Source organism: Streptomyces uncialis, assembly GCF_036250755.1.
Taxonomy (GTDB): domain Bacteria; phylum Actinomycetota; class Actinomycetes; order Streptomycetales; family Streptomycetaceae; genus Streptomyces; species Streptomyces uncialis.
In genome coordinates this window covers 3,574,066-3,591,926 of the sequence record NZ_CP109583.1, presented here as the reverse complement: position 1 = coordinate 3,591,926, position 17,861 = coordinate 3,574,066, and the positions used below count along the sequence as shown (strand labels likewise).

Annotated in this window: 16 protein-coding genes; 9 read left to right on the top strand and 7 right to left on the bottom strand. The window is 71.6% G+C overall.

Annotated elements, in window-relative coordinates; all coding sequences use genetic code 11:
- Nucleotides 1–37: 37 nt before the first annotated feature.
- From OG711_RS14615 to OG711_RS14600, 4 genes are all read left to right on the top strand, one after another.
- Nucleotides 38–817 carry an alpha/beta fold hydrolase gene (locus OG711_RS14615; protein ID WP_329559443.1) on the top strand — a complete coding sequence of 260 codons (780 nt, stop codon included), beginning with the start codon at nucleotides 38–40 and terminating at the stop codon, nucleotides 815–817.
- Nucleotides 814–1,089 carry a hypothetical protein gene (locus OG711_RS14610; protein WP_329559442.1) on the top strand — a complete coding sequence of 92 codons (276 nt, stop codon included), beginning with the start codon at nucleotides 814–816 and terminating at the stop codon, nucleotides 1,087–1,089. The genes OG711_RS14615 and OG711_RS14610 overlap by 4 nt, the downstream gene beginning before the upstream one ends.
- A gap of 57 nt (nucleotides 1,090–1,146) precedes the next feature.
- The gene (locus OG711_RS14605) at nucleotides 1,147–1,473 is read left to right on the top strand and encodes a TcmI family type II polyketide cyclase (protein WP_073784327.1); all 327 of its coding nucleotides are present in this window, start codon (nucleotides 1,147–1,149) and stop codon (nucleotides 1,471–1,473) included.
- 181 nt (nucleotides 1,474–1,654) lie between these two features.
- On the top strand, nucleotides 1,655–3,469 hold the full coding sequence (locus OG711_RS14600) for an ABC transporter ATP-binding protein (protein ID WP_405674869.1): 1,815 nt from the start codon (nucleotides 1,655–1,657) through the stop codon (nucleotides 3,467–3,469).
- Between the two features lie 212 nt (nucleotides 3,470–3,681).
- Here the strand turns inward: OG711_RS14600 and OG711_RS14595 are convergent, their stop codons facing one another.
- Both OG711_RS14595 and OG711_RS14590 read right to left on the bottom strand, forming a co-directional pair.
- A complete protein-coding gene (locus tag OG711_RS14595; protein WP_329559441.1) occupies nucleotides 3,682–4,554 on the bottom strand; it encodes an NmrA/HSCARG family protein in 873 nt (290 codons plus the stop codon).
- Nucleotides 4,555–4,706: 152 nt separating this feature from the next.
- Nucleotides 4,707–5,435, bottom strand: coding sequence for an SDR family oxidoreductase (locus OG711_RS14590; RefSeq protein ID WP_329559440.1), 729 nt, complete (start codon nucleotides 5,433–5,435; stop codon nucleotides 4,707–4,709).
- Nucleotides 5,436–5,674: 239 nt separating this feature from the next.
- Here OG711_RS14590 and OG711_RS14585 point away from each other — a divergent pair, with 239 nt between their 5' ends.
- The 3 genes from OG711_RS14585 to OG711_RS14575 all read left to right on the top strand — a co-directional run bounded on the left by OG711_RS14585 (nucleotide 5,675) and on the right by OG711_RS14575 (nucleotide 9,935).
- The gene (locus OG711_RS14585; protein WP_329559439.1) at nucleotides 5,675–7,171 is read left to right on the top strand and encodes an FAD-dependent monooxygenase; all 1,497 of its coding nucleotides are present in this window, start codon (nucleotides 5,675–5,677) and stop codon (nucleotides 7,169–7,171) included.
- Between the two features lie 32 nt (nucleotides 7,172–7,203).
- The gene (locus OG711_RS14580) at nucleotides 7,204–8,688 is read left to right on the top strand and encodes an FAD-dependent monooxygenase (protein WP_329559438.1); all 1,485 of its coding nucleotides are present in this window, start codon (nucleotides 7,204–7,206) and stop codon (nucleotides 8,686–8,688) included.
- 116 nt (nucleotides 8,689–8,804) lie between these two features.
- The gene (locus OG711_RS14575) at nucleotides 8,805–9,935 is read left to right on the top strand and encodes a ParB/RepB/Spo0J family partition protein (RefSeq protein ID WP_266508452.1); all 1,131 of its coding nucleotides are present in this window, start codon (nucleotides 8,805–8,807) and stop codon (nucleotides 9,933–9,935) included.
- 771 nt (nucleotides 9,936–10,706) lie between these two features.
- Here OG711_RS14575 and OG711_RS14570 read toward each other — a convergent pair.
- The 3 genes from OG711_RS14570 to OG711_RS14560 all read right to left on the bottom strand — a co-directional run bounded on the left by OG711_RS14570 (nucleotide 10,707) and on the right by OG711_RS14560 (nucleotide 13,684).
- A complete protein-coding gene (locus OG711_RS14570) occupies nucleotides 10,707–11,591 on the bottom strand; it encodes a helix-turn-helix domain-containing protein (RefSeq protein WP_266508450.1) in 885 nt (294 codons plus the stop codon).
- A 23-nt stretch (nucleotides 11,592–11,614) separates the two neighbouring features.
- Nucleotides 11,615–12,397: an AfsR/SARP family transcriptional regulator gene (locus OG711_RS14565; RefSeq protein WP_073784339.1), complete on the bottom strand. Its 783-nt coding sequence runs from the start codon at nucleotides 12,395–12,397 to the stop codon at nucleotides 11,615–11,617.
- 66 nt (nucleotides 12,398–12,463) lie between these two features.
- A complete protein-coding gene (locus OG711_RS14560) occupies nucleotides 12,464–13,684 on the bottom strand; it encodes an aminotransferase class I/II-fold pyridoxal phosphate-dependent enzyme (RefSeq protein ID WP_329559437.1) in 1,221 nt (406 codons plus the stop codon).
- A 220-nt stretch (nucleotides 13,685–13,904) separates the two neighbouring features.
- Between OG711_RS14560 and rfbB the strand changes: the two genes are divergently transcribed.
- Nucleotides 13,905–14,888 (top strand): dTDP-glucose 4,6-dehydratase, encoded by a 984-nt coding sequence (rfbB, locus tag OG711_RS14555; RefSeq protein ID WP_329559436.1) that lies wholly within the window; start codon nucleotides 13,905–13,907, stop codon nucleotides 14,886–14,888.
- A gap of 193 nt (nucleotides 14,889–15,081) precedes the next feature.
- Nucleotides 15,082–15,726: an antibiotic biosynthesis monooxygenase family protein gene (locus OG711_RS14550; protein WP_073784344.1), complete on the top strand. Its 645-nt coding sequence runs from the start codon at nucleotides 15,082–15,084 to the stop codon at nucleotides 15,724–15,726.
- A 51-nt stretch (nucleotides 15,727–15,777) separates the two neighbouring features.
- On the opposite strand, the gene OG711_RS14545 is transcribed toward OG711_RS14550, so the two are convergent.
- Together OG711_RS14545 and OG711_RS14540 are read right to left on the bottom strand one after the other, a co-directional pair.
- Nucleotides 15,778–16,392 carry a response regulator transcription factor gene (locus tag OG711_RS14545; protein WP_073784346.1) on the bottom strand — a complete coding sequence of 205 codons (615 nt, stop codon included), beginning with the start codon at nucleotides 16,390–16,392 and terminating at the stop codon, nucleotides 15,778–15,780.
- Between the two features lie 77 nt (nucleotides 16,393–16,469).
- Nucleotides 16,470–17,735, bottom strand: coding sequence for a sensor histidine kinase (locus OG711_RS14540; RefSeq protein ID WP_329559435.1), 1,266 nt, complete (start codon nucleotides 17,733–17,735; stop codon nucleotides 16,470–16,472).
- Nucleotides 17,736–17,861: the final 126 nt, after the last annotated feature.

Below are 17,861 nucleotides of genomic sequence, written 5' to 3'. Positions count from 1 at the left end.
GCGCGAACACATGTCCATCCGGGGTGAGGAGTGCGTGATGCGCAAGGTCGTTTCGCGGGACGGCACGACGATCGCCTACGAGAAAACGGGTGAGGGACCGCCGATCGTGCTGCTGAACGGCGGATTCCGCGATCACACGATCTTCGATCCGCTGGTGCCGGAGCTGGCAGCGCACTGCACCACCTATGTCTACGACCGCCGGGGGCGCGGGGAGAGCGGGGACTCCCCCGAGTACGCCGTCGAACGGGAGATCGAGGACCTCACGGCGGTGATCGAGGCGGCCGGCGGCGAGTCGGTGGTGTTCGCCGGTTCGTCCGGCGCCAATCTCGCGCTGGAGGCGGCCATGGCCGGCGCCCCGATCACCAAGCTGGCACTGCACGAGCCGTACTTCCGCATCGACGGCTACCCGCAGCCCCCGGCCGACTTCCTGGCGGCCCTCAAGGCCCTGCTCGCCGGGGACAAGCGCGGCGAGGCCGTCGAGTACTTCCTCGCCGAACTCGTGGGCTTCACCCCCGACACCATCGCGGAATGGCGGCAGACCCCGCTGTGGGCGATGAACGAGGCGAACGCGCACACCCTCCCGTACGACGCGGCCATCTGCGGCGACTTCAAGGTCCCCGCCGAGCGGCTGGCCCCGATGCGTGTCCCGTCGCTCGTCGTCAGCAGCGACAGCACCAGCGACTGGCTGAGCGCGGCGGCACGGGCGACCGCGCAGGCGCTGCCCAACGGCTGGGGCATGGAGCTGCCCGGCTCGTGGCACCGGGTGCAGACGGACATCCTCGGCCGGGTCCTGGCCGGTTTCACCGCCACCCGGTGAGGACGACCTGGTTCGAGTCCGCCGCGCTGTCCGTCCTGAACCTCCTCGGTGAGGGGTTCATGTGGATGGGGCTGATGTGGATGGGCCCGCCCTACGGCATGACCCCGGTCCCGCCGGGCGTCACCGCCCGGACGGCACGTACGACCGGGGGGACGCCCGGACCGGTGACCGGACCGGGCGACGGGCGCGAACACCGGGAACAGCTCTCCGGCACACCCCTGTCGCGTGCGGAGCGCGCCGAATGGGCAGCGCTCCAGGAACGGCTCCGCTAGCGGCTCCCGACCGGACGGACACCGACGACGGACACCAACGACGGAGGCATCGCCACCATGCACAGCAATCTGATCGTGGCCAGGATGGACCCCGGGGCCACCGCCGACGTGGCCCGGCTCTTCAGCGCTTTCGACACGACCGGGATGCCGCACCGGATGGGAACGCGGCGGCGTCAGCTCTTCGCGTTCCGCGGCCTGTACTTCCACCTCCAGGACTTCGACACCGAGAACGGCGGCGAGCTCATCGAGGAGGCGAAGGCCGATCCGCGTTTCATCCGGATCAGCGAGGACCTGAAGCCGCACATCGAGGCCTACGACCCGGCGACCTGGCGCACGCCCGCGGACGCCATGGCGACGAGGTTCTACAGCTGGGAGTCCGAGTGACCGGTCGGCGCACGGCCGGCACGGGCACCGGGCGACCGGCGGGGGAGAGGCGTTATTGAGTACCGCCGAATCGAGGACCGGGACGACCGGCGCCGCCGCGGAGTCCGCGGAGTCCGCGAAGTCCGGGGGGCCGGGGACGACCGGGCAGCCCGGGATACCCGGGAACGCCCGGACTTCCGGGATACCCGGTAAGCCCGGTAAGCCCGGGAAGCCCGGGGAAGCCGGGGAGGCCAACCCCCGGGTGCCGTTGCGGCGTATCGTCCGGCTGTTCCTCCCCTACCGGCCCAGTCTGCTGCTCGTCGGCGCCCTCGTGGTCGCCTCGTCGCTCGTCTCGCTCGTCAATCCGTTCCTGATCCGCGAGATCATGGACGTGGCGCTGCCCGACCGCCGCACCGGTCTGCTGAGCGTGCTCGCGCTCGCCATGGTCGTCGTGGCCGTCGCGAACAGCTCGTTCAACGTCTGGCAGACCTATGTCTCCACCAAGGTCGGCCAGCGCGTCATGCACGATCTGCGCAGCGCCATGTACGGGCACCTCCAGCGCATGTCGCTGGACTTCTACACCAGGACCCGCACCGGCGAGGTGCAGTCGCGTATCGCCAACGACATCGGCGACATGCAGGCCACCGTCACCACCAGCGCGACGACCCTGGTGTCCGACGTGACCGTCGTGGCCGCCACGGTCACCGCCATGGCCGTCCTCGACTGGCGGCTCACACTCGCGTCGCTCGTCATGGTGCCGTTCTTCCTCTGGGTCAGCCGGCGCGTCGGGACCCAGCGCCGCCGCATCACCCGCGACCGGCAGCGCCAGCACGCCGCGATCTCCTCGATCGTGCACGAGTCCCTGTCGGTGAGCGGTGTCCTGCTCGGCCGCACCATGGGCCGCTCACGCTCGCTGACCGGCCACTTCACCGACGAGTCCGCCAAGCTCTCCGATCTGGAGGTGCGCTCCATGATGGCGGGCCGCTGGGCCCAGTCCACGACATGGATCGTGCTGGCCTCGATGCCCGCGGTCATCTACTGGGTGGCCGGACTGGCGGGCCGCGGCGACCATATGGCCATCTCCATCGGGACGCTGGTCGCCTTCACCACATTGCAGCAGAACCTGCTGCGCCCGGCCGTCTCGCTGCTGGAGGTGGGCGTGGAGATCCAGACCTCGCTCGAACTGTTCGCCCGGATCTTCGAGTACCTGGACCTGCCCGTCGAGGTCCCCGAACCCAGGAACCCCCGTGCCCCCGAGCAGTTGCGCGGTGAAGTGCGGATGCGGGGCGCGTGCTTCTCGTACCCCGGTACGGGGGAGCGCACGCTGGACGCCATCGATCTGACCGTCCCCGCCGGGAACAGCCTCGCGATCGTCGGCGAGACCGGCTCCGGCAAGACGACCCTCAGCTATCTCATCCCGCGGCTGTACGACGTGGACGCCGGGAGTGTCACCATCGACGGCGTCGACGTACGGGACATGTCCTTCGACGTACTGGCCGCCGCGGTCGGCATCGTCTTCCAGGAGACGTATCTGTTCCACGCCACCGTCGCGGAGAACCTGCGGTTCGCCAAGCCGGACGCGACCGACGAGGAACTCGTCGCCGCGGCGCGCATCGCCCATATCCACGATCATGTGGCGTCCCTGCCCGGGGGCTACGACACCGTGGTCGGCGAGCGCGGATACCGGTTCTCCGGCGGGGAGAAACAGCGCCTGGCGATCGCCCGCGCGGTACTGCGGGACCCGCCCGTCCTCGTGCTCGACGAGGCCACCAGCGCCCTCGACACCCGGACCGAACAGGCCGTCCAGGAGGCCATCGACGCGGCGAGCGCGGGCCGCACCACGATCACCATCGCGCACCGGCTCTCCACGGTCCGGGACGCCGACGAGATCATCGTGCTGGACGGCGGCCGGATCGTCGAACGCGGCACCCACGACGAACTGCTCGCCAAGGGCGGCCGCTACACGGCACTCGTCGACCGCGACGCCGACCTGGCCGAGGCCACCGAGGCCGTCTAGGCCGCCGGGGCGGGCGGCAGCGCCGGGATCACCAGAACCGCCGGGTCCACGAAAACCGTCGAAGCCGTCCGAGAACCGGTTACCCGGCTCCCGGACGGCTTCGCGGCCGTTCCTGGAGGACCAGCCCGTGCCCGCTGTACCTGCCCGCCCGCCGTACCCGCCGGGTCGGCTCCACCGGCTCCAGCACCGCCACCGGCGGGTACGGCGGGGTGTCAGGGCCGGGGGACCGGCGCGGTCCAGTTGGCGCGCAGCCAGGTCTCCAGGGTGATGAGGTCCGGCCGGAGGCGGCGCAGTTCCGGCAGGTCGGCGCGGTAGCCCTCGCGGTCGAACCAGTCGAACATGGTGGCCAGGTCCTCGCGGACCGCGCGGAGCTTCTCGATCGGCAGGTACTCGTACCGGGTGGGGACGCCGGACACCCGCGCGTACGCCTCCGCCATCTGCGGTCCGGTCAGCTCGTCCCCGGCGATCTCGACCTGCCGGCCCGCCCAGGCGGCCGGGTCGTCGAACGCGTCCGCGGCGAACGCGGCGATGTCGTCGGTCGCGATGATCTGGACCGGGACCTCCGGGCGCAGCCACATACCGAGGACGAGTCCGTCGTCCACGCGGCGGGGGCTGATCTCCTCGAAGACGTCGTAGAACATGGTGGGCCGCAGGACGGTCACCGCCAGGTCCAGGGTCCGCAGATGCCGTTCGACGTTCCACTTGCTCTCGAAGTGCGGGATGCCGCTGGCGCGTTCCGCGCCGCCGACGGAGCTGTAGACGAGGTGTGCCACCCCGGACCCGGCCGCGATGTCGCCCACCGCCCGGCCCTGGCGCTCCTCGGCGGCCACCCCGCCGGGGGTCCGGAAGGGCTGGACGCTGAACACTCCGTGGACGCCCTTCATGGCGGCCCGCAGCGACGCCTCGTCGTCCATGTCGCCGTGGACGAGCACCGCGCCCGCGTCCGCGAGCGCCCGCGCCCCGGGCGCCTCGGGATCACGCACCAGGGCATGCGTCGGCCTTCCCCGGCGCAGCAGTTCGCGCACCAGCGCCCCGCCCTGCCGGCCGGTCCCGCCCAGCACCAGGATCGTCCCGTCTACCGCCACCGTGTTCCTCCATGTCTGCTTTCCCGGCCGGAATTCTCTTCGCCGCCGGGCTGCTCTCGCGGGTGATGCCGTGCGATCCGGCAGGGTGTTCCTCCGGGAGCCGCGCGGAACGGGAATGTCCGGGCGGCGTCACGGAATTTCGGGGGGTGCCGTTACCAGGGCACGGTTCCGTCGTCGGAGAGGCATGCTCCCGAGGGTCCCGAGTCGTCGAGGGTGGCGAGTCGCACCGCGATCACGGCGCCTTCCGCCGCAGTCCGCTTCCCCTGATGGCCGTTGATGTCGGTGGCCACGATTCCGGGATGGGCGGCGTTTATTTTGACCGTCGTCCCCCGCAGTTCTTTCGCGTATGCCACCGTGACGGCGTTCAGCGCGGTTTTCGAGGACTGGTACGCGATCATGTTGATGCGCGCGAACGGGGTCCCCGGGTCGGAATTCAGGGTCAGCGACCCCAGATGGCTGGACATGTTGACGATGCGCCCGGCCGCCGAACGGCGCAGCAGGGGCAGCATCGCGTGGGTCACGGTCACCACCCCGAAGACATTGGTCTCGTACACCTCCCGCATGTCGGCGGCGGTCGCCGCGCTGGGCGCCCCGGTGAAGCCACCGGCCACGCCCGCGTTGTTGACCAGCACGTCCAGCCGCCCGTAGCGCCGTTCGACCTCGGCCGCGGCGGCGGCCACGGAGGCCGGGTCCGTCACATCGAGGCGCAGCGGCACCGCCGTGACGCCGCGGTCCACCAGCGCGTCGGCGGCCCGCTTGCCGCGCCCCTCGTCGCGGGCGCCGACGAGGACGACACCTCCGAGCTCGCCCAGTTGCCGCGCCGTCTCGAATCCCATGCCCTTGTTGGCGCCGGTGATAAGCGCGATCCTCTCCACCGTCACGTCGGAGTCCCTTTTCGTCGGCTTTCATGGTCGGAGAACTGCGATACCGCCCCACCAATGAACCGTCTGTCCCCCGTGGCCGCAAGATTTCCGCGTTCACCGTGAAGTGCCGTACGGACAAGGGTGTCTCCGTGGTTGCGGTCGGCGAAGCGTTCAACCGTGCTCGATCCGCAGTCGAACCGCGGCCCGGTGTAGTTTGTCGGCGCCGATTCCAGAGCCACAGCGCGGAGGACCGGAAGATGAAGTCTGGCGTAATAGTTGTCGGTGCCGGTCCGGTCGGATTGATGCTGGCCGGTGAACTCCGAATGGGCGGGGCGGAGGTCACCGTCTACGACCGGCTGACCGCCCCCGCCGGGGAATCCCGTGCCCTCGGCTTCAACCGGAGGGCCGCCGAATCCCTGGGGCAGCGCGGGCTGCTCGCGAGGCTGGGGGACTTCCGCTGGGGCGCGATGGGCCACTTCGGCGGCGTCCGCTTCGACCTGGGCCTGCTCGACGAGGACCAGAGCGGCGTACTGGGTCTGTCCCAGGCCAGGACCGAGGAGGCACTGGGCGGCTGGCTGGCCGAGCTGGGTGTGCCGGTGCGGCGCGGGTACGAGGTGACCGGCTTCCGTGAGACGTCCGACGGCGTGGTGGTGGCCCTCGACGGGCCGGACGGCCCCGGCGAGGACACCGGCGCGTATCTCGTCGGCTGCGACGGGGCCCGCAGCACCGTCCGCGCGCTGGCCGGGATCAAGGCCCCCGGCCCGGCGTCCACCCGGGGTATGTACACGGCGGAGATCACCGGGGCGGAGCTGCGCCCGCGGCCCATCGGCGAACGCCTGCCCGGCGGGAACATGGTGGTGAGCACCCCGCTGGGCGGCGGACGCTGGCGCATCGTGATCCACGACCGGAGCCTGCCGAAGGACCCCGACCCCGGGACGCTCACGTTCGCACGCGTCGCGGACGCGTGGCAGCGGCTCACCGGCGAGTCCGTCCACGGGGCGCGGGCGGAGTGGGTGTGGGCCCGTGGCAACGGGACCGCGCTGGCCGACGCGTACCGGCGCGGGCGGGTGTTCCTGGCCGGGGACGCCGCGCACGATCTGCCGCCACTGGCCGCCTGGGGGCTCAGCGCCGGACTCCAGGACGCGGTGAACCTCGGCTGGAAGCTCGCCGCGGTGACCGGCGGCCGGGCCCCGGACACCCTGCTCGACACCTACCACGCCGAACGCCACCCGGTCGGCCGGCGGCTCGTCCGCGACACCCGGGCCGCGTCGATGGTGTACCTCGGCGACGACAGCATGGAACCGCTGCGCGGGGTGCTGGGCGAGCTGGCGGGCCACAAGGGCGCGGCCGGTCAGCTGTCCGGGATCGTCAGCGGGCTCGGCATCCGCTACGACATGGGTCCGGGCGACCACCCGCTGCTGGGCCTGCGGATGCCGCCCGGCCACGAGGTGATCCGCGCCGACGGAAGCCGGGTCCGGGCCGGGGAACTGCTGCGCGCCGCGCGCGGGGTGCTCGTCGTGACCGGCGGCGCCGCGAAGGCGGGCCGTCTCGCGGGCGGCTGGGCCGACCGGATCGACATCGTGACCGGCGACTGGGCGCCCGGCCAGGAGCCGTTGCCGGACGCGCTGCTGATCCGCCCGGACGGCTATGTCGCCTGGACCTCGTCCGGCAGCGGGCGCGGGCTGTCCGACGCGCTCGGCCGCTGGTTCGGCGCCGCCCGCACCGATGCCACCGCGACCCCGGCCGTCCGGTGACCGGCCGCAGCGGACCGATGAGGAGTGTGGGAATGACCAGGGACGTGATCGTCGTCGGCGGGGGCCCGGTCGGGCTGATGGCGGCCGGCGAACTCCGGCTCGGCGGCCTCGACGTCGTCGTCCTCGAAAGGCTGCCCGCCCCGTCGCGGGAGTCACGCGGCGCCAGCTTCACCCGGCGCACCGCCGAGTGCTTCGACCAGCGCGGACTGCTCGGCAGGCTGGGCGGCACGGAACGCGCCGACAGCCACTTCGGCGGGGTCCCGATCGACCTCGGCGTGTTCGAGGAGGACCACTTCGCCGCCCGGGGCATCCCCCAGTACCGCACCGAGCGGATGCTGGAGGACTGGGTGACCGAGCTGGGTGTGCCGGTGCGGCGCGGGTACGAGGTGACCGGTTTCCGTGAGACGTCCGACGGCGTGGTGGTGGCCTTCGACGGGCCGGACGGCCCCGGCGAGGAGAGCGCCGCGTATCTCGTCGGCTGCGACGGCGGCCGCAGCACGGTCCGCGGGCTCGCCGGTATCGGCTTCCCCGGCCCGGAGCCCACCCGCGGCTTCTACACCGCCGACGTCACCGGTATCGAGACCCGCCGCCGCCGGATCGGCGAGGACCTGCCGGGCGGCAGCATGGTCATGGCGATGGACCTGGAGAACGGCGTCACCAGGGTCGTCGTCCATGAGCGGGGCATGGGGCCACGGGACCGGGACTCCCTGACGTACGCGGAACTGGCCGACGCCTGGCAGCGGCTCACCGGCGAGTCCATCCACCACGGTGACTGCCGCTGGATCAGCTGCTTCACCGACGCCTCCCGGGTGGCCGACGAGTACCGGCGCGGCCGGGTGTTCCTGGCCGGGGACGCCACCCATGTACAGCCCCCGGCCATGGCGCAGGGCCTCAGCGTGGGGGTGCAGGACGCGGTGAACCTCGGCTGGAAGCTGGCCGCGGTGATCGGCGGCCGGGCCCCGGACACCCTGCTCGACACCTACCAGTCCGAACGCCGCCCGGTCGGACGGCAGCTGGGCCGCAACGCCCGCGCCGCGATCGAACTGCGCCTCACCGGCGAGGAGATGGACCCGGTCCGCGAGGTGCTGACCGAACTGATGGGCCACAAGGACGCCGCCGGTCATCTGGCCGGGATGCTCAGCGGGCTCGGTATCCGCTACGACATGGGACCGGGCGACCACCCGCTGCTCGGCCTGCGGATGCCGCCCGCCCAGGAGATCGTCCGCCCCGACGGCTCCCGCGTACGCGTCGTCGAACTGCTGCGCGCCGTACGGGGTGTGCTCGTCGTGACCGGCGCCGCCACCGACGCCGCGCGGATCGCGGACGGCTGGAACGACCGGGTCGACGTCGTCACCGGCGACTGGGCACCCGGCCGCGGCACCCCGCCGGACGCCGTACTGATCCGCCCCGACGGCTACGTCGCCTGGACCTCGACCGGCGGCGGGAACGGACTGTCCGACGCGCTCGGCCGCTGGTTCGGCACCGCCCGCACCGGCGTCACCGCACAGCCCGTCTGAACCACCCGCACCCGGAAACTCGAATCCGCTCCAGCCGTGCGTCCAGCCGCCCTCGACTCCGGCTAAAGACGCCTCTGCCACTCTTCAGGGCACGGCAGCAGAAAGGAGCACACTGAATGGCTCTGGACCATGGGCGGGCCGTCCTGATCGCGGGCGACTTCGGCTCTGTCACGCCGGATGCCGATGAATCGGTGACCAACGACGGATTCGATCTGAAGAATTTCGAGCAGCTTCCGGTACGGGACGTTCCGGTGAGCGATCTGTCACCGGAACAATATCTGCGCAAGGGCGGCACCAACGCCGCCCATGTCCAACTGCTCGTCGACGCGGCGGGAACCTCGGCGCTGCCGCCCATTCTCGTCCAGGAGGACGGCTGGCGCGTCATTGACGGGCTGCACCGGCTGGAAGCCGCGAAGCTGCGCGGCGACCATTTCATCGAGGCACGCTTTCTCGACTGCACGGATTCGGAAGCGCTCGTCCTCGCCATGAAGGCGAACAGCTCGCACGGGCTGCCGCTGTCGAAGGCCGACCGGGTCTCGGGCGCCCAGCGCGTCCTCACCACCCATCCCGACTGGTCCGACCGCGCCATCGCCGGTATCACCGGGCTGAGCGCCAAGACGATCGCGTCGCTGCGCGGCCGGTCCCCGGGCGGGACCGCCTCCGCCAAACGGCTGGGCCGGGACGGCAGACGACGGCCGGTGGCCGCCGGTGAGGGCCGGCGGCGCGCCGCCGAGTACATCCGCGCGCATCCCGACGCCCCGCTGCGGCAGGTCGCCCGGGACACCGATGTCTCCCTCGGCACGGTGCACGACGTCAGCTCACGGCTGCGCCGCGGCACCAGCCCCGAACTCGACGGGCAGCGGGCCCCGGCGCCCGTAGACCTGCCCGCGCCCGGGACCACCGGCCGGCCGGTGCTGCGCGCGGCCGACGAGACGGCGGAACGGGACACCGACGGGCCGTCCGGCGGCGGTGTGCCGCTGCGGCGCAGGAACCACACCGACGCGCCGGTCACCTGGTCCGGGATCGCGGGCAAGATGGCCAAGGACCCGACCATCCGGTACACCGAGGCGGGCAAGGAGTTCTTGCAGTGGATGGCCCTGCACGCGAACGATCCTGACGGCTGGCGGGAGTTCGTCAGCTCCATCCCGGAGCACTGGCAGAGCGTGATCGCGCCGATCGCGGAGAGCATCGGCCGCGAGTGGAGCACGTTCGCGGAACGCCTCAAGACCAAGCAGGAGGCGGTCTAACGGGTTACCCTCGCTCGCGCTTCTGGGTTCCCCACCTGGACGTACTCGTCCCCGCGGGCCGCCTTCGCTCGAGCTTCCGGGTTTCCTGTGCGGGTCGCCTTCGCTCGCGCCCCTGGGGTTCCCCACCTGGGCGTACTTGTTCCTGTGCGGGTCGGACGGGGGTGCGCAGTTCCCCGCGCCCCTTGGGTCGCGCCCGCTTGCGGTTTCCGTGCGGGTGCGGATGGCCCGTGGTTGCTCGCGCAGTTCCTCGCGCCCCTGGGGTTCCCCACCTGGGCGTACTTGTTCCTGTGCGGGTCGGACGGGGGTGCGCAGTTCCCCGCGCCCCTGGGTGGTGCCCCATTACGGTCGCTTTTCGGGTGCGGGACCGTCCTCGTTTTTGCGCAGTTCCCCGCGCCCCTTTGGGGGCGCCTCTTGAGGCTGTCGGTCGGGTGCGGAACCATCCTCCTCGCGCACTCGCCGGACTGCGGGAGGGGGTGGGCGGGAATCTCTGCTCGCAGACTCCGATGCTCTTCAGTCGGGCAACGAAACGACTTACCGAGCGTGTCGGATCGAGGACGGAGAATCCCGACCGGCACCGACCCGAAGAACCAGCAGATGGCGCCCCAAAGGGGCGCGGGGAACTGCGCGAAGACGAGAACCGGCCCGCACCCGAAGAGCGACAGCAACGGGGCAGCATCCAGGGGCGCGGGGAACTGCGCGAACCCACCAAGCGACGGCACAGGAACGAAGTACGCCCAGCACAGGGAAACCTCGGAAGCGCAAGCGAAGGCGTCACGCGGTGGCGGCCACCGAAGGCAAGGCACTCGCAGGGCACCCCGCAGGGGCCAGCGGCGTACGCGGGGGCTCCAGATCGGGCAGCGCGAGCAGCACGGGCGGATCAGCCGGCCGGTCCCGCCGCAGCCGCACCGCCGTACTCGTGACAGTGCCCGCACCGACGGCGACAGCCCCGTGCCCCCCGACCAGCGAGGTGCGACGGGCCCGGGGATCGGGCCCGACCCCGTCGGCGACGGCCACCGCGTGCACGTACCACGTCCCCGCGGGCACGTCCGGCAGCCGGTAGCAGGAGGGCCGCCCGCTGGGCACGTCGACGACGATCCCCGCCGCGGCCGGATGCTGGACGACGGGCGTCGGGAAGGCGCCCACGTACACCCGCGCGTTCCCGTGCCCGTCCGGCAGACTGATCGTCCCGGCGACCGCGCCGGACCCGTCCCGCGCACCCGGCCACGGACCGGGCAGACCTGGACCGGCGAGACCTGGACCGGGCGGACCCGGAGCGGGCAGAGCCGGACCGGGCGCACCCGGCCCGCCGCCGGACCGCGACAGTCGGCGGAACCGTCCGGGGGAGACCCCGACCCCGGCCGTGAAGCTCGTGGTGAACGAACCGAGGCTGCTGTACCCGACCGACGCCGCGATGTCCGCGACGTTCAGCGAGCTGCTCAGCAGGAGCCGTTTGGCCTGGTGCAGCCGCACCGCCGCGAGGAACCGGCCGGGCGTGATCCCGGTCGTGTCCTTGAACAGCCGGGCGAAGTGGAAGCGGCTGAGCCTGGCGCTCTCCGCGATGTCCGTGAGCGACAGCGGATCGCCGTACCGCTCCCGGATACAGGCGACCGCCCGCCCGACCGGATCGTCCCCGCGTGTCTCGCACACGTCACGCATCTCTCCGCCTCCCGTCCAGGGGCTCAGCGTCCGGCTCCGGACACGATCGCCGTCCGCAGCCGCTGGAGCCTCGGGCACGGCTCGATGCCCAGCTCCCGTTCCAGCACCGACCGGAGCCGGTGGAACGCCTGCAACGACCGCCCGACATGTCCCGCCCGGTACAGCGCGGTCATCAGGAACGCGCACAGGTTCTCGTTCATGGGGTGCTTGGCCGCCACGAACGTCAGCTCGCCCAGCAGGTCGGCGTGGCGCCCCAGATGCAGATCGGCCTCGATACGCAGCTCCAGCGCCTTCAGCCGGTGCTCCTCCAGCGACTGCGCCTCGATCTCCAGTACGCGCCCGAGCCGGACGCCCACCAGTGCCGCGCCGCGCCACAGTTCCAGCGCGCGGCTCAGCTCCTCCGAGGCGTACCGGTGGTCGCCGGCCTCGGAGGCCTCACGTCCGGTGCGCACCCGGTGGTGGAACAGTTCCACGTCCGTCTCGCACGCGTCCTCCTCCAGCTGATAGCCGTGGCGGCGGGTGCTGAGCAGCTGCCGTGCGTCCGGGTGGCCGGAGTCGACGGCGGCCAAAGCGTTGCGCAGCTGGAGGATGTATGTCTGGAGGGTGGTGGCGAAGCTGCGCGGCGGGCTGTCCCCCCACAGCTCGTCGACGAGTGTCGGCACCGTGACGGTCCGGCCGGCGTTCACCGCGAGCAGCGCCAGCACCTGGCGCTGCTTGGGGGCGCTGGTGCGCACCGGCTTCTGGTCGAGGCGCAGCGACAGCGGGCCGAGGAGCCCGATGCTCAAGTGTCTGGACTCACGATTCATGCCGTCTCCTCAGAACCCCTCGGTCACCGACGGATCGCGCGCCCCTGGGGCGGCTCGGACCGGTCGTCAGCGGGTCGCCCTCACCGGTGCGCGGTCCGCCCCCTGGCGGAACCGGTCGGTCACCACGGGGCCCTGCCCGACGGCGCACCGTACGACGGCGCACACCCGGCGGATGTCCGCGGCGGTGACGGTGGGCCCGGTCGGCAGGGCGAGCACCTGCTCCGCCAGCCGTTCGGTGTGCGGCAGCTCGACGGGTCGCTCCGTGCGGTACGGCTCGACCTGGTGGCAGGCGGGGGAGAAGTACCGCTGGGTGACGATGTTCTCCTCGGCCAGCACCCGCATCAGCAGATCGCGGTGGATGCCGGTGACGTTCTCGTCGACCTTGACGACCACGTACTGGCAGTTGGGGCTCTGGTCCTCGTCGTAGGTGACGACCTGTACGCCGTCGAGTCCGGCCAGCTCGGCCGCGTAGTGCGCGAGGTTGGCGCGGTTGTGCAGGACGGTTTCGCCGAACGCCTCCAGGGAGGTCAGCCCCATCGCGGCGGCCGCCTCGCTCATCTTGGCGTTGGTGCCGGTGCGCTGGCTGTTGCCGTCGGGTCCGAAGCCGAAGGAGCGCAGGGACCGCAGACGGCCGGCGAGGTCGTCGTCGTCGGTGACGACGGCACCGCCCTCGAAGCTGTTGACCACCTTCGTGGCGTGGAAGCTGAACACCTCGGCGCCGCCGAAGCCGCCGATGGGCCGGCCCTGGTAGGTGCAGCCCAGGGCGTGCGCGGCGTCGAAGAGCAGCCGCAGACCGTGCCGGTCGGCGACCTTCTCCAACTCGTCGATCGCGCTGGGGCGTCCCCACAGATGGACGGGGACGATCGCGGAGGTACGGGAGGTCACCGCGGCCTCGGCCGCGCGCGGGTCGAGGCAGCCGGTGGCCGGGTCGATGTCGCAGAACACCGGCGTGAGGCCCAGTATCCGGGCCGCGTGCGCGGTGGCCACGTAGGTCATCGGGGACATGATGACCTCGCCGGTCAGCTCCGTCGCCATGTACAGCAGTTGCAGTGCCATGGTCGCGTTGCAGGTCGCCACGGCGTTGCGGGTGCCCGCGACCTCCGCGACCCGCTCCTCGAACTCCCGCACCAGCGGGCCGCCATTGGTGAGCCATTGTTCGTCCAGCGCCCCGTTCAGCCGCTCAAGGAAACGCGAACGGTCACCGACCGTCGGACGTCCCACGCACAAGGGCTGCGGGAATTCCGCCGGGCCGCCGAAAAGGGCGAGGTCATCGAATTTCTGCTTCACGCCGGGATCTCCATCGTGGCCGTGGGTCCCGCGGTCCGGCTTCACACGGGTTCTCCCCGGCACAGGAGCATTCCGTACGTTCCTCGTACCCCGGTCGAGAGCGGCTTGTGCGGTACCGGTTCCAGCGGCACTCCACCGGGTGTCCGCCGTGTTCACCGACGCTCGGGTACGCGGAATTCCTTTCCGGCACGGCCGCTGAGATCGGAGCGCTGATCGGGTTATGAGAATACTCGTCACCGGTGGGGCCGGATTCGTCGGCTCGCAATATGTGCGCAGTGTCCTCGACGGCTCGTACCCGGGCCACGAGGACACCAAGGTCACCGTCCTCGACAAGCTCACCTATGCGGGCAACCTGGCGAATCTGCCGCTCGGGGAGGAGCGGCTGACCTTCGTCAAGGGCGACATCTGCGACGCGGACCTGCTGCTCGACCTGCTGCCCGGCCATGACGCGGTCGTCCACTTCGCGGCGGAGAGCCATGTGGACCGGTCGCTGCTCGACGCCACCCCGTTCACCGTCACCAATGTGCTCGGCACCCACACCCTGCTGGAGTGCTGTCTGCGGCGCGGTATCGGGCGGGTCGTGCAGATCTCGACCGACGAGGTGTACGGCACGATCGCCGAGGGCTCCTGGACGGAGGACCACCCGCTGCTGCCGAACTCGCCCTACGCCGCGTCGAAGGCGTCGGCCGATCTGCTCGCCCGGTCCTACCACCGCTCCCACGGGCTGCCGGTGGTGATCACCCGCTGCTCCAACAACTACGGCCCCTACCAGCACGTCGAGAAGCTGATCCCGCGCTTCGTCGCCGGTCTGCTGAACGGGCAGCGGGTGCCGCTGTACGGCGACGGCCGCAACGTCCGCGAGTGGGTGCATGTCGCCGACCACTGCCGGGGTGTGCAACTGGCCCTGGAGAAGGGCCGGGACGGCGAGATCTACCACTTCGGCGGCGGTGTCGAGCTGACCAACCGCGAACTGACCGCCCGGCTGCTGGAGAAGTGCGGCGCCGGCTGGGACTCGGTGCGCTTCGTCGAGGACCGCAAGGGCCACGACCGCCGCTACTCCCTCGACGACGGCAGGTCCCGCCGCGAACTGGGCTACGCCCCGCGGGTGCCGTTCGAGGACGGGCTGGCCGACGTCGTGTCCTGGTACGACCGCCACCGCGACTGGTGGACGGATGAGTTCACGCCGTTCGGGGCCGGTTCCTGAGCATTCGGGACGTCCCGGCGCACGTAGGCGGGAACCCGCCGCGCTACAGGCACCCGGAGTTGGGCAAGATGGAGTCCGCCGCCGAGTGTGCGCTGTGCACAGGCTCAGCGGCACAACTCGGGCTGCCGACACGGGTGGTGATGATGAACGCGTTGACGAAACGATCCGCCCGCGGGTCCGGAAAGCGGGGAGGATGACGGTTCCGCCGCGGGACCCGCCGGCGTTCACGACCACCCGGATCACCGCCCGGGGCGACCCCGCGGAAGTGGCCCGACGGCACCGGGAGTACGGGGCCGGGCTGCGCGGCAGCCCCGGGTTCGACCTGCTGGTCACGGTCCGGGTGGCCGGACCCCAGGACACCTACGCGACGTTCGTCCGCTGGCGCCGCGCCCGTGACCTGCTCGCCGGTGCGCACGCCGACGGGTCGGCCGACGCGCTGCGGTCCCTGCACGCCCTGGCCGCACCGGACGCGGACCCGGAGCCGGACCAGTACCTGAGCGTCGGACGGCTGCCCGACCGGCGGCACGACGACGGCGGCTTCCTGCTGCTGCTGCACGCCGATCTGGCGGGCGTACCGGCGGAGTTCGAGCAGTCCTTCGGCGCGCTGGTCGCCGGCTGCGCCCGCGCGCCCGGCTTCGCCGGGGCCGAACTGCTGCGCTCCACGCTGCGGCCCTACCGGTACCGGGGGCTGGTGTGGTGGTGGGACGAGCAGTCCTGCGGGCGGGCGACGGACGGTGAGCGGTTCCGGGAGGGGTCGGCCCGGCTGACCGGGACGGAACGCGTCGACATGGAGCGTGGCCGGTGTGTCGCGCGGGTCACCGCACCGATGGCGCGGTGAGGCCCGGCGGTCCGCCGTCCCCGGGCCGTGAGCGGGGACGCCGGGGAGCGGTCAGGGTATCCAGCCGCCCTCCTCGGCTATCCGGATGGCGTCCACGCGATTGCGGGCGTTGAACTTGGTGACGATCGCCGTGAGGTAGTTGCGGACGGTGCCGGGGGAGAGGTGGAGGGTGCCCGCGATCTCGGCGGCTGCGGCGCCCCCGGCGGCGTGCCGCAGTACTTGCAGCTCCCTGGGGGAGAGCGGGCAGGACGGGGCGTTCCAGGCGGCCAGCGCGAGTTGGGGGTCGATGACACGCTGTCCGGCCGCGATGGACCGGACCGCCTGGGCCAGCCGGTCGGGCGGCGCGTCCTTGAGCAGGAAGCCGGAGACCCGGGTGGCCATGGCCCGCCGGAAGATGCCGGGCCGGTTGAGGTTGGTGAGGATCAGGGTGCCGCACGAGGGCAGCTTCTCGTGGAGTTCCGCCGCCGCCGTGAGGCCGTCCTTCCCGGGCAGGTCGACGTCCAGGACGGCGACGTCGGGTCTGACCTCCAGCGCCGTTTCGAGGATGGTGTCACCCCGTTCGACCGAAGCGACCACCTTCAGGCCCGGCTCCAGTTCGAGCAGCGCCGCGAGGGCCCCCCTGATCATATGGACGTCTTCGGCTAGAAGGATGCGCACCGATAACATGTGTCCCCCGTCGATGTCGTCTGGTTGGCAGCGTACGTGTCCGGGACCGGAGAAATCGTTTCAGCTGAAGATGTCCATCAGCTGGGGACACCCAGCGAAAGGTGGCCGTCCGCCGGCCGTACGCCCACGGGGTCGACCGGTGCCTGCGCGCGGAGGACGAACCGTCCGTCGGCCCCCACACCGGCCCGGAAGCTGCCGCCGATCGACTCCAGCCGGTGCCGGAGGTTGCCGAGACCGCTCCCCCTGGTCCCGGTGGCCTCGACCGTGGCACCGTCGCGCACCCCGTCGTTCACCAGGGTCAGCCGCACGGTCCCGTCGTACCGGGTGACCGTGATGCCGACCTCGCGGGCGGTGCTGTGCCGCAGGATGTTGGTGATGCCCTCGCGCAGGACCGTGGCGAGCACGGTGTCCACGACCGGGTGCAGCGGACCGCAGTCCACCGTGGTCAGTGTCCGTACCTCGGCGGTGGCGAGGATGCTCGTCCCCGACGCCATCTCGGACTCCACGGTCAGATCGCGGTAACCGCTGGCCACCAGCCGTACATCGGCCAGTGCCTGACGGGCGACCGTGAGCACGTCCCCGACCTCCTCACCGGCCCGCTCCGGCCGGTCCGGCAGCAGCCGGTGCACCAGCTCCGCCTTGAGGGTGATGGCCGAGAGGCTGTAGCCGAGCAGGTCGTGCAGGTCCCGGGCGAAGCGCAGCCGTTCCCGGGTCACCGCCGCGTAGGCCCGTTCGGTGCGGGAGGCGTCGAGCCACACCACCAGGGAGGTGAGCCGGGCGAGGGCGTAGAGGAACATCCCGATGTACGCGGTGACGAGCCCGAGGTAGATCGTCCGCAGCAGGCTGTGCCCCGCGAACAGCCCCATGCCGACCTGCGCGGACACGATGACCCCGAAGACCGGCGCCGCGGCCCGCATCGGCAGCAGATACAGGACGGCCCCGGCCAGCGGCCCGCCCATGCTTCCCCAGCTGAACCCGAAGAAGGCGAAAGGCAGATGGGTCGCCACCGCCTGGACGCCGAGGGCCAGCCAGCGGTGGGAAGCGGGCCAGCAGGGCGCCTTCGGCGAGGTGATCAGGAAGCTCACACCGATGGCGGCCAGCGCGAAGGCCAGACAGACCGCGTACTGACCGCTGGTGGCGCCCGTCCAGTACACATTCATGAAGGCGATGGCGCCGAGGCTGCACAGGGCGAACGCGGTTATCGCACGGGCCGTCCGGGGCGCGGGCATGACCGTCGGGGCGAGAAGCGGGTCCGCGGAAGCGGGACCTTCCTTCCGCCGGGCGCTGACGGCGCAGCAGTGCGCGTCGGCTGTGTCGACAGCATGGTCCACTTCCCCGTTCAACAAGCTTCTCCCAAGAGAGGACGCTGAACCGGGTGGTTCAGACAGGCCGGTCCGCGTGGGCCTCGTCCAGAGTAACGAGCAGATTCGAACAGAAGGAAGAAGGAAGAACGCGTTTGATGGCTGGGC